Raw genomic sequence first — 13,597 nt, 5'->3', positions numbered from 1 at the left:
ATGATCTACGGAACGAATGCAGTCGGGGAAAATGTCGTAATCGCTGAAGGGGTTGTTCTCGGATTTCCATCACGTGAGTATATGGGCAGAGAAACGTTTCCGGGAACGACTATCGGTCCGAACGGGTTCATCCGATCGGGAACGGTACTCTATGCCGATGTGGTAGCCGGGAATAATTTTTCAACCGGACACAATGTGATGATCCGCGAGAAGACGACCATCGGTGACGGTGTTTCTGTCGGGACGAATACTATCATCGAAGGCAATGTCGCTATCGGGAACAATGTCAGTCTCCAGAGTCTTGTCTACATCCCCACCGGGGTTGTGATTGAAGATGATGTCTTCATCGGCCCGAATGCGGTGCTCACCAATGACCCCTATCCACCCCACGGTGGGGACAATCTGCTGGGGCCGGTGATACGGAAAGGTGCGTCTATCGGTGCGAACGCAACGATCCTGCCGGGGGTGGTGGTAGGTGAGGGTGCCCTTGTCGCAGCGGGCGCTGTCGTGACCCGTGATGTACCCCCCCGGACGCTTGCCATCGGTAACCCTGCACGGTTCCATGACCTGCCGGAGGGTGCGAAACAATGATTCCCATCGCAAAACCCACGGTTGGGGAAGAGGAGATTGCTGCCGTTGCTGCGGCAATACGCACCGGGATGCTTGCGACAGGGCCTGAAGTGACCGCGTTTGAAGAAGAGTTTGCCGATTACTGCAATGTGGAGCATGCGGTGGGGATGAATACCGGGACTGCGGCACTCCATACGGCGCTACGGGCCCTTGGAATCGGGCATGGGGATGAGGTAATCGTGCCCGCCTTCACCTTTATTGCCACCGCAACCGCCGTGAGCATGTGCGGGGCAAAACCGGTGATGGTGGATGTGGACGAACGTTCCTATACTATTGATCCCGAAGAGGTGTCTGAATACCTGAATGCAAAGACGAAGGCGGTTATTGGTGTGCACCTCTTTGGCCAGCCGTTTGCCGTGGACCCTGTCGCTGAGATATGTGCGGATGCGGATGTACTTTTGGTCGAGGACTGTGCACAGGCGCACGGGGCAATGTACAGGGGAGAGAAGGTCGGGGGATTTGGTGCTGCCGGGTGTTTCTCGTTCTACCCGACCAAGAATATGACCACCGGGGAAGGCGGGATGGTGACGACAAATGATCCCCTCCTTGCAGAACGCTGCCGGAGGATTGCAAACCACGGTCAGAGTGATAAGTATCTCCACACCGAACTGGGATACAACTACCGGATGACCTCCATCGGCGCTGCGATAGGACGGGTGCAGCTCAGAAAGCTGGATGCAATGAATCGCAGAAGGCAGGCGAATGCCGCGTATTATACGAAACATCTGGATGCTTTTGGGCTGAACACTCCTCTCATCTGTGCGGGGTGCACCCATGTATTCCACCAGTATGTGACCGAGTGCACCGATGCCTTCCCGACAAACCGCGAGACACTGATGGCCTACCTGCTGGAAAAGGGGATTGGAACTGCAGTGCATTATCCGATGCCGGTGCACCACCAGCCGTTTTATGCGGGTGATCCTGGTGTTGTATGCCCGGTTTCGGATGAACTCTCCGGACGGGTGCTGAGCCTGCCGGTGCACCCCGGTGTGACGGAAGAAGACTGTGCCTATATTGTAGAGACCATCAACGGAGCGGAGTGGTAATACATGGATGTCGGTGTGATAGGAACGGGTGTTATGGGCAGAAATCATGTCCGTGTCTACTCAGATATGAAGGCCGCAAAATCGGTATGGGTGTACGACCTGGACACGGACGTGGCACGCGATGTCGCAGAGCAGAATAATGTGAACTATGCAAAATCAATGGAGGAGCTCCTCCACAAGGTGGACGCGGTTAGCCTCTGTGTGCCAACACCGTATCACTGCACCATAGCAAAGGAGGTGCTTGCTGCAGGTGTGCATATGCTTGTTGAAAAACCGATATGCCTGACGGCAGCGGAAGGTGCAGAACTTCTGAAGAGTATTCCGGATGGGTGTGTCGTGGGAGTCGGGCACATTGAGCGGTTTAACCCGATCATCGCGGAGATTAAGCGGATCGTCAAAGACCCCCTCTATGTGGAAATAAACCGCCATAATCCGGCGTCCTCCCGTGTGACAGGATCGTCGGTGGTGGAAGACCTGATGATCCATGACATTGATCTGGTGTTCAATGCCCTCTTTGGCGGTGGCTACAGAATGAATGCCTTTGGTTCGTTTGATGTCTGCGCAGCCCTCTTTAACTTTGGTGAGACGCCCGTCTACCTCTCTGCCTCACGTAAGGCGTCAAAGAAGATACGGCTCATCCGGATTGAAGAAGAGGACTTTACGATTGAAGGTGACTTCATGAGTCAGGAGGTCTATGTCTACCGCAAACCGGAGCATTATCATCAGGAAGCTGAACGCTATGTGCAGGAGAATATCACCGAGAAAGTGATGGTGAGTAAGGTTGAGCCTCTGAGGACAGAGCTCTTAACATTTATTGGGTGTGCCCGGATGGGAACACCATTCCCCGTGACACCGGAGCAGGGTGTGGCGAATGTCCGGATATGCGAGAAAATAACAGGAACGATGCAGTTATGAGCGAAAACCTGCAGCGACTCTTCAGGGAACGCGGGCCGGTGAAAACTATCGGTGTCATTGGCATGGGCTATGTGGGAATTCCCGCAGCGGTGCTCTTTGCGGATGCACCGGAATTTGATTTTGTGTATGGATTCCAGCGGGACTCGAAGAATTCCGGGTATAAGATTGGGATGCTCAACGCGGGGGAGAGTCCCCTGAAAGGTGAGGAGCCGGGGCTGGAAGACCTGATCTGGAAGGTCGTCCGTGAACAGAAGTTTGTGTGCACCGCGGACTTCTCAAAGATTCGTGAGTGTGACGCGGTGACACTTGCCATCCAGACACCATTTGCCGACCCCAAAGATTTGATTCCTGATTTTACCCCGCTCACGGATGGTATCCGGAATGTTGGCCACTATCTCACACCCGGCACCCTTGTCGTCCTCGAGTCAACGATCACACCGGGGACCACGATGGGGATGGCCCGTGAGATTCTCGAGGAGGAGTCCGGCCTTGTTGCAGGTGTTGATTTTGGTCTTGCTCATGCCCCGGAGCGTGTGATGGTCGGGCGGCTCTTACAGAATATCCGGGAATATGACCGGATTGTAGGAGGTATTGATGACGTGTGTACGACACGGGCCGGTGAACTCTACGGGCCGATCTTAACGAAGGGCGAGCTCATTTTGATGAGTGCGACCGCAGCAGAGGTGACGAAGACGGCGGAGAACACCTTCCGTGATCTGCAGATTGCAGCGGTCAATGAACTTGCGCTCTATTGTGAGGCGATGGGGATCAATGTGTATGATGTGCGGACCGGTGTTGCATCACTGAAAGGTGAGGGTGTTACCCGTGCCATCCTCTGGCCCGGTGCCGGTGTGGGCGGGCACTGCCTGACAAAGGACACCTACCATCTGGAACGGGGTGTGCAGGTAGTCGCGGCCGAACCTCCGGACTACCCGGAGGGGCGTGAGTCGCTCTTTCTGCTGGCCCGTGGGATTAATGACTTTATGCCCTCGCATATGCTGAAACTTACAAAGGATGCGCTGGCCCGCGTGGGGAAGGATATTTTGGGAGCAAAGATTGCCGTCTTGGGATGGGCGTTTCTGAACAACTCGGGCGATGCGAGAAATACGCCGTCTGAGATGTACCGGGATCTCTGTCTTGGCGAGGGTGCTGATGTGGTTGTGCATGACCCATATGTGCTCACCTATCCGGGCGTTCCCATCTTACAGGATGCGGATGCGGTGCTCGACGGTGCAGATGTGGTGGCGATTCTCACCGGACATTCACAGTATCGGGAGCTTGATCCGGTGCGGTGCTGCGGGATGACAGGGCAGGCGTATCCGGTGGTTGTTGACGGTCGGAATATTGCTGACCCGGATGCGTGGATTGCTGCCGGGTTTGTCTATAAGGGGATTGGCCGTGGGGATAAGAACGGGCATCCGCTTGTATGATGATAGAGGGGATTCTTCCGGTTTTTTCCTTTTTTCAAAGAGGAATATACTTCTGATACCAGGGAGAACGGATAGATATGGTCAGGCTCGACAGAATTGAGTTTGTGAAACTTCTGGTCTCTGTTTTTGCCGGAATTTTTGGAGGGAATATTGCCCGGAACTATTTTGGGGATCAGATAGCAGGTCTCTTTGTGACGGTCGTTGTTCTGGTTGTATGTTACGGTGCACTTGATTTTGTGGACCGCCGATACATTCACAGGGAAACGAAATAGCGTCCTTTTTTCCACCGGCCGTTTATTGAAAAGACATTAATGCAATCGATTACACAAGAGAGTTTAACGGTGCGGAGATACTCGTGGTGGAACTGCTTATTGAAGATATACTGATTCTCATTGTTTTTCTGTTGATAGTTGCTCTTCTTTCAGTGGTCTGTTTTCAACGGCTGAAAATTCCGTATACGATTGGTCTTGTTATTATTGGAGCAGCCATTGCTCTTTTTTCTGATCTGACCGGGACACTCGGGCCGCTTATCTCGTTCACACTTTCACCGGAGATCATCCTGTTTCTTTTCCTGCCGCCCCTGATCTTTGAATCTGCATATCGGATGAAGAGTCGTCTTTTTTTTCGGGATATTGTCGCTGTTCTGGTATTGACAATTCCGGGTATTGTTATTTCAATGCTGGTTGTAGGAGGTATTTCCGCCGTTTTAACTCCTATTCCCCTGTTTTCGGCCTTCCTTTTTGGTGCACTGATCTCAGCCACCGATCCCGTTTCGGTACTGGCGCTTTTCGAAGAGCTGGGTGTCTCTGAACGGCTGAAAACGCTTGTGGAAGGAGAGAGCCTCTTCAACGATGCAACAGCAATTGTTCTCTACAACGTGGTTATTGTCATAGCGATATCCGGAATAATTTCTGCAACTGACGTAACATCCGGCGTGGTAGAGATCGCCGTTGATTTTATGGGGGGGATTGTAAGCGGTTGTCTGACAGGCGTCATTATTGGATACCTGATCCTCTTTTCCCGGGATAATATGGCATTTGCAGAAACGGTCTCCCTCATTGTTGCATATGCGTCATATCTGGTTGCGGAGGCATTGTTTGGTGTATCGGGGGTGATTTCCGTTGTTTTTGCAGGGCTGACTCTCGGGTGGATTGCATCGGTGACCCTGAAACCGGCTGAACGGGATCACATGAATGAATTCTGGCAATTTGCAGGGTTCATCTCCAATAGCCTGATCTTTCTCCTTGTCGGTATCACTGCGGTGAATCTCATCGAGATGTTCGGAACAGGAACAATGATCATTCTTCTCGGTTTGGCAGGCGTTTTTGCGGTGCTTGTGGGGCGGATGGTGGTTGTCTATGGATTAACGGCGATATACAATGTGATTCCGGGTTCCGAAAATATCAGTCTCCGCTACCAGCATGTCCTGTTCTGGGGAGGGCTGCGGGGTGCGGTGGCGCTGGCGCTGGCGCTGGCGCTGAGTATTCCTGATTCTGTGCCATTCCGGGATCAGATTCTTGTAATGACAATTATTGTGGCCCTCTTTACCATTCTGGTGCAGGGTTCGACGATCCGGGCCCTGATCAATCGCCTGAATCTGAACCGTCCCAGTAACCTTGCATGGGTGGAATATCTGGATACACGCCTTTCCGCAAAACGGAGGGCACTTGTTCTTCTGGAAAAGATCCATGAAACCCGGGATATTGACCCGCGAATCTATGAATCGGTACACAGGGAATATGAGAATGCCGTTCGCCAGTGCGAACTGGATTTCCGGGTGTTTGAGAGGTCGCTCAATCTGACGCCAAAGATGATTGAACAGGCGTTCTGGTCACGTCTGCTTGCCATTCAGAGGAAAGCATATCTTGAACTGTATGATAAATCCCTGATCTCAGAATTTGTGCTTGAAATTCTGACGCATTCTCTGAATGTCCGGTATGCCTGTGTCCGGAAGATGGAGACGCCGGTATTCAGTATTAACGAAAAACCACTGGAAACGATTATTATCCAGTGGATAATATCTGCAATCAATCGTGTGGCGCCGCATGCAAAGGCAGCAAAAAATCTCCGAAAATTTTCTCTGAGTATTGAATACCAGACTCTTATTTCAGAAGCGGGGAGTGCCGGCATGGCATTACAGAGCATTGAGGAAATGTCCCGTGATTTCACCGTTCCCGATGAAATTCTTACGAATGTGCGGGATGTATATTCCCGGCATATTGACCAGTGCAATATCGCCGTAAAACAGATGGCGGAGAAATATCGGGAGCTTGCTGAGGATATTGAGGATTACTACCTGAGAATGACCCTTATTATGCGGGAAGAATTTATTATCAGACAAAAGGCAGCAGAGGGGACAATTTATGAAAATGTCCGGGATGATCTGCTCCGGGATCTGGAACGTGAGAAGGAAGCTCTGGAAAAGCACGTTTATAATATACTGTAACCAATTTTTGGTAACGACTGGACCGCCCCTGCGGCCGGGGTGGTAGTATACCAAGACTCCTTTTCCCAAGGGCAGGTTTGAAGGAATTATTGCATGAAACAGGGATATATTCAGGTTTACACAGGGGACGGAAAAGGAAAGACAACGGCTGCTCTGGGTGTTAGTATCAGATCTCTTGTTGCCGGACACCGGGTATATTTCGCTCAGTTTATCAAGGGGGTGCAGACCGGTGAACTCTCTCTTGCAGATTCGTTCCCCCAATTTACGATTGTTCAGTATGGAGAGGGGCGGTTTATTGACGGGAAGCCGGAAGAGAGTGATATTGTTGCGGCCCGAAATGGGCTCGAAATCTGCGCAGAGGTGCTCCGGTCCGGGGAATATGATCTGGTCGTCCTGGATGAAGTCAATGTGGCGCTTCACTATGGGCTCTTTGATGAATCAGAGGTGATTGCGGCACTCACCGGCAGGGCGCCCAATGTTGATGTGATCTGCACCGGCAGGTATGCTTCCCCCGAACTCGTTGAGGAAGCCGATCTTGTGACCGAGATGAAGAAGATTAAGCATTACTATGCCGCCGGTGTGCGGGCCCGCAAAGGGATTGAGTTTTAACGGTTCATTGCTGTTTGGGGTGAATTCTCAAAAAAGAGTGAATTCGCTATTCACATGAACGAAAGTCCTGTCAATATCAATATTTCTTTGGATTCAGATGACGAGCAAGGTGTGTGTCCCCCAAGGTATGATAGGTCGCAGGGAGAATGGGTGAGCATTCCCCCTTGCTCCTCTTTTGTGCCTGTTGTATATTTATGCGATAAAATATCGTGGAATTTATTTGGTTCAGAAATTTGGAGATGAATCTCATTTCTATTGAATTTCAAAAAGAATCGGTTGCGTTTCAATCTAATCTGTTTGGGTTTTCTTTGTCGGATTTTTGCAGGAGTCTTCCAGCTGTGTTCTTCAATCTCTGTCTTTTGCTTCCGGATGATCCGGGAGATGGCCCCGTGCAACGATACGCGCCACCCGTACTGGCTCAGGGATTTTTCCCTGGGCGGTAAAGATATTGCAGGCACGGACGGCATCTGTGAGAGTGATGCCTTCTGCACGGAGGTATACGGTCTCTCCTGTTTCAAGTTCGCATGGTTTTCTCTTCCCGAGGGCGATGTATGCTGCGAGTCGTTCTGTATCGCCGGGGAAGTGGTAGCGGATATCATCTTCAAGACCGGGGGAGTCTTCATAGGTGACGGAGATGACCGGGAGTCCGGTGTGTTCGTGCACCCGGCTGATGTTCATGACATTGAACCAGGAGATGACGGTGCCGCCCAGCATGATGGCCTGTATGTCGTCGCGTGCGAGGGAACTCCAGATGGCAAGGACAGCATCTGTTGCGTCCATTCCCCCCACGGTGGCACGGGAGAAGGCGCATCCGTCAATGATTCTGTCCCGCCGCATGACGATGCCGCAGATGAGAGACTGTTCGCGTCCGCGGTAGCTCTCGGCGATGCCTAAGATGCGGATTCCTTTTTTCTCGAAATGAAGCATTGGTGATCTCTGATGCCTGTTTTCGGTGTGGGGGGTATTGAATGTGTCGGCGGTGTGATGGACGAGCATCCCCCTGCTCTTGTTCATTTTGTAACAGATTTCCTTTGTGATAATTTTCTGTGTGGACTGAATCAGGATAGAATTGGATTTATGCAGAAATGGGATTGGATTGGGATATAATCGGGATTGGATTGGAATGTGAATTGAAATTCGTAGGGAATAGGGGAGATGTGGGGGGAATGGTAATGTTATTTCCGTTTCTGCAGGAAGATGGCGCCCGCACCGATGATGAGGATCAGGGCAGCGGCAGCGATGATGAGCCCGACCGGTGCTTGGTTCTCGTCATAGAGCTTTTGGGCAGTCCTGAGGTTTTCTTCCGGCGGGATGGCATCAGGGTAGGGGGCGATGTAGGTGTCCTGCAATTCAACGGCACGGGTGAGGGTGGTTACGGCATCCGAATATTTGCCCAGTTCCATGAGTATGACGCCCTTGGTGTTGAGGTAATTGACATGATCCGGCTGGAGGGCAAGCGCGGTGTCAACGGCAACAAGGGCGTTTTTCGCATCGCCTTCTCCGAGGAGGCCTGAGGCGATGATGTTGTATGCACTGGCGGAATCCGGTTCGATCTGGAGTGCTTCTTCTGCGTCAAGGCGTGCATTCTGGTATTCACCGAGGGCGAGATAGGTGTAGCCGCGGTTCAGGAGGGCTGCTGCATCATCCGGATTTTTCTCAATACTAACAGTTGCGGCAGCCAGTGCCTCGTCATACTTTCCCATCTTTCTGAGGGAATATCCCCATTTGCACCATACGTCGGCGGGGGCATTCTCGTCATTTTTGGTGATCAGCTCTGCATATGCAGCGGCCCGCGGCCAGTTGCCTTCATCGAACGCGGTGTTCATTGTTGCCGTGGCCCTGGTGATGTTGAGTTCGGCGGGAACGGCGGTGAGACCGGTCGCGGTTGGGCCTGCGGCCGCGGCCGGGTGTGCGGAGATGATGGCGAGTCCTGCGATGAGGAGGAGTGCGAGGAGTGCCCGGAGTGCCCGGTTTGGTGATGTCGTATTCTTCATTGTTAGTGGTTCAGTTCTCCAGTGAGAAATATAAAATTACTGAATGGGGGTTGGGGTGGTTGGGGTGGTTGGTGAGACACGGTGCTCGCTTTGGCGTTGGCCTTGGTGAAGGTGATAATGGCGTATGCAGGTATGGTCATTGTTGTTTGGAGGTGGTGACACATACGATACTCTGTATTCCGGAGAATGTCTCTGTTTTGGCAAATAAAGCTTAATTGGCGCATAATTGGCGATTAAATTGGGTTTGGGGTGACCTCTGCCCCGGAAAAACGCATCCTCACAGACGGCCGGAGAGGGTGTTTCTCACCCTGACCCGACCCATACGTCCTCTCAAATGTGGTGTGAATGACGCACCCAATATGGTCCCCAATAATTCTGCAATATTGAAAATGATGCACAATTTGGCCGTTTTTCAAAGTCATTTCGGTATGTTTGAAAAGGCGGCTTTTCCGGACGTTTTCACTCAAAAAAAAAGGTGTAATTACCTAGGTTTTCAGGTGTTTTATGACAGGTGTGGTGGTGGTGGTAGTGTCCTGTCGTGATCCCTGGGGGTTCGGTTCGTGGTGGCCTGTCAGTCCTGGAATGTGATCAATGTCGCCAGTCTGGATACCTTTTACTGGATCATGATCCGGAGAGGAGCAGAGTTCACCGAAGGTGGCAAGCTGAGAAACTTCAACCTCCTCTGGAGCAAGACGCCCACTGATTGCTGTTATCTGGTTTTCCCGGACCGTAACTTCTCAGACGCGATAATCCATTTGCTGTTTTATGGGGATGGCCGGGACATTGGGCAGATCCGGTGCAAGTCAGTGAAACCCAGTGCAAAAGTGCAAACGAGAATGGTTTCACTCATCCGCTGCCGGGTGTTATGTGTGCAGCGAATTTTGAGAGGGCGAGTGTTGATCTCGGCCGGTGTGGATTATGAGATGAAGGGAAGGCTTTGTTTAGGTCTTGTGATCTTAAGCTTGCGATTTGTGAGAAGTGTTACGGGAGACTTTTGAGGGAGGAGAATGGGAGGAGTGGAATTAAATAATCACAGTTTACAAAAGTAAATCAATGGACTTTCTTTTTCCTATACCTGACAGAAAATTATCATTATTTGAACCTGCTGAAGATTATCGGAATGCTGGATATGTATATCGTGCAGGGATGGGAAATACTGAAGAGATATGGGGAACATATGCAAGGGGTTACCTAATTGCAGTTGATGAACTTGTAAAATCTGTACTGGAAGGAAGACTTAACAGCGACACCTTTGGCTATCCCATATTCTACCTTTTTTCACATTACCTTGAACTTAGGTTCAAAGAAATCATACAAATTGGCCGACCGCTATTAGGAGAAAAGAGAGGTTTTCCTGGCCACCATGATTTGCTTAATCTGTGGGGAGAATGCAAAAAAATTCTAAAAGAAGTCTATAAATGGAAAGAATACTCCGACCTTGATAAAGAAGGAAGAGAGATTTTTCTTACAATAGATCATTTTGTCAAAGAACTTTGTCAGGATAAAAAAGCACAAACCTTCCGTTATCCGGTGGACATAAATAGCAAACCTCTAATGAAAGATTCGATCGCTGTATTGAATATTGAAAATCTGGTTATAGTGACAAATTGGCTACCGCAGGCTCTTGATGGTCTATGTGTTGGAATTTATGAAAACAAAAGATTGATGGATGAATATCATGCTGAACTTTGCGCTGAGTATCGTGACGATTGTTGGAGAACTTAAATCATTTTACTTTTCATAGATAATTATGATACCAATTTTTTGAAAAACATATGACAGGTGCAAAGTCCTACGACTGCATCGCTGGTTATTTCAGTATATCAATATCTGAAGTGGCAGGATAAAGAGAGTAAGAGGGCGGTCTGAACACCCTAAATAGATAATTATCCAAAGTTAATTAGAATGATGTCATTTTAGAATATAAATACAATTTATAATTATATAATCATTCTAGAAAGGAGATTTGTTCAAAAAAGGTTAGTGTCGATGGCACTCTTTGAACTGTAAAAGCATCCATCCGAATTTGAATAAATGGTTTTTGCTTTTACATCTTTGCAATTGTTAAAAGATCCTAGATCCGTTCGTTCCAACACTTCAGAGAGTCTAGGACATTTTTACTCATGAACCTCATGGTAACCACCACGTGGATTTTTATTTTCGTAATATTGTTCATTAAATTTTCTCATCATTTATTGCATTTTGAATGCCGGCTTTTCTTTTTTTGACTATCTTTTTTACTTCGATTTACAGAAGCATTGAGGGCCTGAAGGTTTCTGGTTGAATCTGAGCCCCCTTTTGATTTTGGCTCTATGTGATCAACATCCCAACCCATAGGACTTGTTTTGCCATACGATGATATACAGATTACATTTCCATATGGATCTTTTCTGTATCTTTTTGGATCTTTGCCTCTTACTGTCTTTGCATTATTCCATGCTTTGTCTTTTTTTGTGTTTGTTGCCATGTCTGAGTTCCAATTTGAATTTCAAATATTTTCATATGTCTGGACTTATGATTTAAAAATGAGGAGAAGAGTTCTAATTCTTCACCCATTCTGTTCTGCTGCATTTTGGACATGGCGGTAAAGTATCGCTGTTGTCGTCAAGCGTAATTACTTGGAGACAGTGAATACATTTGTAGTCCCCCTTGCCGGGTTTTTCCCCTGTATTATACATTTATTTTCACCTCCCTTTTAAATTACACAATATAATTAATATTGTGATATAATATTGTCATGTTTCGTCATGTATTATAATTGATAGCCGTGTGCTGTGAAAGTGAAAATTTCATATTAAGAAGGTGAGTGCTGATCTCGGCCGGTGCAGTCTTTATAATGATGGGAAAGCTTTGTTTAGCGCGGATGGTCTGAAGCTTGCGATTTGTGAGAAGTGTTATGGGAGAATTTGAGATAGGAGAATGGGAAGGAGGGGGTTGTTTGAATTTTATATGAGTGAATTTAATAAAGTTCTCTAATTTTCTTCATAGCTCTGCAAAATTAAAACTTTAGCTTTTTCCAGATCATCATTATTTTTTATAATAATTTCAAGATCACCAGTTCCAAAATGACCAATCTGTCTTACATCCCTAAGAAAACCCTTTTCAAGCTCAATCGAGTCTGGATTAATTTTTACCCAGACAGTAATCTCTTTTTTTTGTGGTGCAATATTGACACATGCAAAATTTTTGATTCTCTTAAATGCTACATAAAATTTAAGCACTTTTGTTTGAACATCATCACCTAATGCTTCGACAAATGCACGTAATTCTTCATAAAGATCTTTTAAATCTTCATCAGATTGTTCCAAAAATTCCGTGAAAGTTTTATGAACATTTTCCTTCTTTCTCTCTCCTCTCAGAGACTTATTAATTTCAGTTGGTCTTCCATTTTGTGCAGATGTTGCATTAACAAGGTCAAGAAGAAGAAGATCAGGGTCAAACCTGCGATATCGCAGAAGCTCAATGTTTCGATTGATTTGCTGAACAGCATGAAGATCATACTTTGTAAAATCGCCGGCAATGCAAAGAAGACGAGGATTGCTCCAGTCTATTTTTTCTCCCCATTTATTCCCCAGTTTTTTTAATACATTTAACTCAAATTCCCCTTTATGATCAAGTAACCAATCCAGGTAATACAAGCCCTGATTGATAACATTCTCGTTAGTGGCCCTTTTATATTCAATTATTACTGGAAATCCGTTTTCATCAATTCCTATTGTATCAATACGGCCCCCGTGAGTTTTGCCTGTTGAATATTCACTCCCAAGAAATGTAATTCCAAGGATAGATTCAAGGTTCTTTTCTATGTAATTCTGAAGTGATTTTTCTAGAGCTACTGAATACCCCTTTAATTCAGATGCACTGCCATCTTTCATACTAAAAATACGAATATCTCCCATTCATTTAACCTCTCGGAGTTTCAGCGGCTTTCAACATATATTCATAATCTTCTTCAAGAATAGTTCTCATTGCAGTTCGCAAGTGCCCCGTCCACTGTTTTTTGTTTGTAATAAACTCCAGATTTGAAATTAGAGTCTTAAAATCAAATTCCTCTTTGAATATTTTAATAAGCTTTAATTTGACACGATATGGGAATACCTCTTCTCCTAGCATTGTAACAGGCTTTTTGAAAACCTCTGTTTCATCTTCAAAAGGCTTTGATGAAATCTCAAAGGCTGTTGTTATTGCAGACGGAAGAATTGCATCTCCTACTTTTTCCTGCCTGACAAATATAAGGATTTTATCTCCAGGTTTCGATCTCTCAATGCTGTTTTTATTTCGCTTTGGCACACCCCAAAGATTCTTATTTTTTATGATTTCCCAATTGTTCCGGTTGGTTGATGCAATCCATATTGTCATTAAAATAGTAATAGTGTTTGAAATTTTATAAAGTTCATTAAGAAATTAAATAGAAGAAGGTATCAAATTACACTTTTGAAGGTTGATATTTTTCATAATATGTTAACAACTCTTTTTTTAATTCTTGTTTTAATGCTCGCATATTATTTCTATTAAATTTAATGTATT

14 protein-coding genes are annotated in these 13,597 nt (G+C 47.2%); 8 read left to right on the top strand and 6 right to left on the bottom strand.

What is annotated here, in order from left to right; genetic code table 11:
* From OU421_RS00445 to cobO, 7 genes are all read left to right on the top strand, one after another.
* Complete coding sequence (locus tag OU421_RS00445) at positions 1–591, top strand: DapH/DapD/GlmU-related protein (protein ID WP_268186604.1); 591 nt, start codon at positions 1–3, stop codon at positions 589–591.
* A complete protein-coding gene (locus OU421_RS00440; protein WP_268186603.1) occupies positions 588–1,676 on the top strand; it encodes a DegT/DnrJ/EryC1/StrS family aminotransferase in 1,089 nt (362 codons plus the stop codon). Before OU421_RS00445 ends, OU421_RS00440 begins: the two co-directional genes overlap by 4 nt.
* Before the next feature lie 3 nt (positions 1,677–1,679).
* Positions 1,680–2,591, top strand: coding sequence for a Gfo/Idh/MocA family protein (locus OU421_RS00435; RefSeq protein ID WP_268186602.1), 912 nt, complete (start codon positions 1,680–1,682; stop codon positions 2,589–2,591).
* Positions 2,588–4,021, top strand: a complete 1,434-nt coding sequence (locus tag OU421_RS00430; protein WP_268187844.1) for a nucleotide sugar dehydrogenase — start codon at positions 2,588–2,590, stop codon at positions 4,019–4,021. Before OU421_RS00435 ends, OU421_RS00430 begins: the two co-directional genes overlap by 4 nt.
* A 77-nt stretch (positions 4,022–4,098) precedes the next feature.
* Positions 4,099–4,293 carry a hypothetical protein gene (locus tag OU421_RS00425; protein ID WP_268186601.1) on the top strand — a complete coding sequence of 65 codons (195 nt, stop codon included), beginning with the start codon at positions 4,099–4,101 and terminating at the stop codon, positions 4,291–4,293.
* 86 nt (positions 4,294–4,379) lie between these two features.
* Complete coding sequence (locus tag OU421_RS00420; RefSeq protein WP_268186600.1) at positions 4,380–6,467, top strand: cation:proton antiporter; 2,088 nt, start codon at positions 4,380–4,382, stop codon at positions 6,465–6,467.
* A 93-nt stretch (positions 6,468–6,560) separates the two neighbouring features.
* Positions 6,561–7,076 carry a cob(I)yrinic acid a,c-diamide adenosyltransferase gene (cobO, locus tag OU421_RS00415; RefSeq protein ID WP_268186599.1) on the top strand — a complete coding sequence of 172 codons (516 nt, stop codon included), beginning with the start codon at positions 6,561–6,563 and terminating at the stop codon, positions 7,074–7,076.
* Between the two features lie 345 nt (positions 7,077–7,421).
* Here the strand turns inward: cobO and OU421_RS00410 are convergent, their stop codons facing one another.
* The gene (locus OU421_RS00410) at positions 7,422–8,090 is read right to left on the bottom strand and encodes an endonuclease dU (protein WP_268186598.1); all 669 of its coding nucleotides are present in this window, start codon (positions 8,088–8,090) and stop codon (positions 7,422–7,424) included.
* 161 nt (positions 8,091–8,251) lie between these two features.
* Complete coding sequence (locus OU421_RS00405; RefSeq protein WP_268186597.1) at positions 8,252–9,070, bottom strand: tetratricopeptide repeat protein; 819 nt, start codon at positions 9,068–9,070, stop codon at positions 8,252–8,254.
* Between the two features lie 1,053 nt (positions 9,071–10,123).
* Between OU421_RS00405 and OU421_RS00400 the strand changes: the two genes are divergently transcribed.
* Positions 10,124–10,795 (top strand): hypothetical protein, encoded by a 672-nt coding sequence (locus OU421_RS00400; protein WP_268186596.1) that lies wholly within the window; start codon positions 10,124–10,126, stop codon positions 10,793–10,795.
* 463 nt (positions 10,796–11,258) lie between these two features.
* On the opposite strand, the gene OU421_RS00395 is transcribed toward OU421_RS00400, so the two are convergent.
* The 4 genes from OU421_RS00395 to OU421_RS00385 all read right to left on the bottom strand — a co-directional run bounded on the left by OU421_RS00395 (position 11,259) and on the right by OU421_RS00385 (position 13,429).
* Positions 11,259–11,537 carry an HNH endonuclease gene (locus OU421_RS00395; RefSeq protein WP_268186595.1) on the bottom strand — a complete coding sequence of 93 codons (279 nt, stop codon included), beginning with the start codon at positions 11,535–11,537 and terminating at the stop codon, positions 11,259–11,261.
* Positions 11,538–11,610: 73 nt separating this feature from the next.
* Entirely contained in the window at positions 11,611–11,748 is a 138-nt protein-coding gene (locus OU421_RS13035) for a zinc ribbon-containing protein (protein ID WP_407659773.1), read from the bottom strand.
* Positions 11,749–12,042: 294 nt separating this feature from the next.
* Positions 12,043–12,945: a DUF5655 domain-containing protein gene (locus OU421_RS00390; protein WP_268186594.1), complete on the bottom strand. Its 903-nt coding sequence runs from the start codon at positions 12,943–12,945 to the stop codon at positions 12,043–12,045.
* A 28-nt stretch (positions 12,946–12,973) separates the two neighbouring features.
* A complete protein-coding gene (locus OU421_RS00385; protein ID WP_268186593.1) occupies positions 12,974–13,429 on the bottom strand; it encodes an EVE domain-containing protein in 456 nt (151 codons plus the stop codon).
* Between the last annotated feature and the right edge of the window lie 168 nt (positions 13,430–13,597).

This window comes from Methanogenium organophilum (assembly GCF_026684035.1).
GTDB lineage: Archaea > Halobacteriota > Methanomicrobia > Methanomicrobiales > Methanomicrobiaceae > Methanogenium > Methanogenium organophilum.
Note: the sequence above shows the minus strand (reverse complement) of the source record. Positions and strands in the feature narration are given on the sequence as shown.

What these genes read in the sequence shown, in the direction of transcription:
- OU421_RS00445 (WP_268186604.1), top strand. Translation starts at nt 1, where the DNA reads ATGATCTACGGAACGAATGCAGTCGGGGAAAATGTCGTAATCGCTGAA.
- OU421_RS00440 (WP_268186603.1), top strand. Translation starts at nt 588, where the DNA reads ATGATTCCCATCGCAAAACCCACGGTTGGGGAAGAGGAGATTGCTGCC.
- OU421_RS00435 (WP_268186602.1), top strand. Translation starts at nt 1,680, where the DNA reads ATGGATGTCGGTGTGATAGGAACGGGTGTTATGGGCAGAAATCATGTC.
- OU421_RS00430 (WP_268187844.1), top strand. Translation starts at nt 2,588, where the DNA reads ATGAGCGAAAACCTGCAGCGACTCTTCAGGGAACGCGGGCCGGTGAAA.
- OU421_RS00425 (WP_268186601.1), top strand. Translation starts at nt 4,099, where the DNA reads ATGGTCAGGCTCGACAGAATTGAGTTTGTGAAACTTCTGGTCTCTGTT.
- cobO (WP_268186599.1), top strand. Translation starts at nt 6,561, where the DNA reads ATGAAACAGGGATATATTCAGGTTTACACAGGGGACGGAAAAGGAAAG.
- OU421_RS00410 (WP_268186598.1), bottom strand. Translation starts at nt 8,090, where the DNA reads ATGAACAAGAGCAGGGGGATGCTCGTCCATCACACCGCCGACACATTC.
- OU421_RS00405 (WP_268186597.1), bottom strand. Translation starts at nt 9,070, where the DNA reads ATGAAGAATACGACATCACCAAACCGGGCACTCCGGGCACTCCTCGCA.
- OU421_RS00400 (WP_268186596.1), top strand. Translation starts at nt 10,124, where the DNA reads ATGGACTTTCTTTTTCCTATACCTGACAGAAAATTATCATTATTTGAA.
- OU421_RS00395 (WP_268186595.1), bottom strand. Translation starts at nt 11,537, where the DNA reads ATGGCAACAAACACAAAAAAAGACAAAGCATGGAATAATGCAAAGACA.
- OU421_RS13035 (WP_407659773.1), bottom strand. Translation starts at nt 11,748, where the DNA reads ATGTATAATACAGGGGAAAAACCCGGCAAGGGGGACTACAAATGTATT.
- OU421_RS00390 (WP_268186594.1), bottom strand. Translation starts at nt 12,945, where the DNA reads ATGAAAGATGGCAGTGCATCTGAATTAAAGGGGTATTCAGTAGCTCTA.
- OU421_RS00385 (WP_268186593.1), bottom strand. Translation starts at nt 13,429, where the DNA reads ATGACAATATGGATTGCATCAACCAACCGGAACAATTGGGAAATCATA.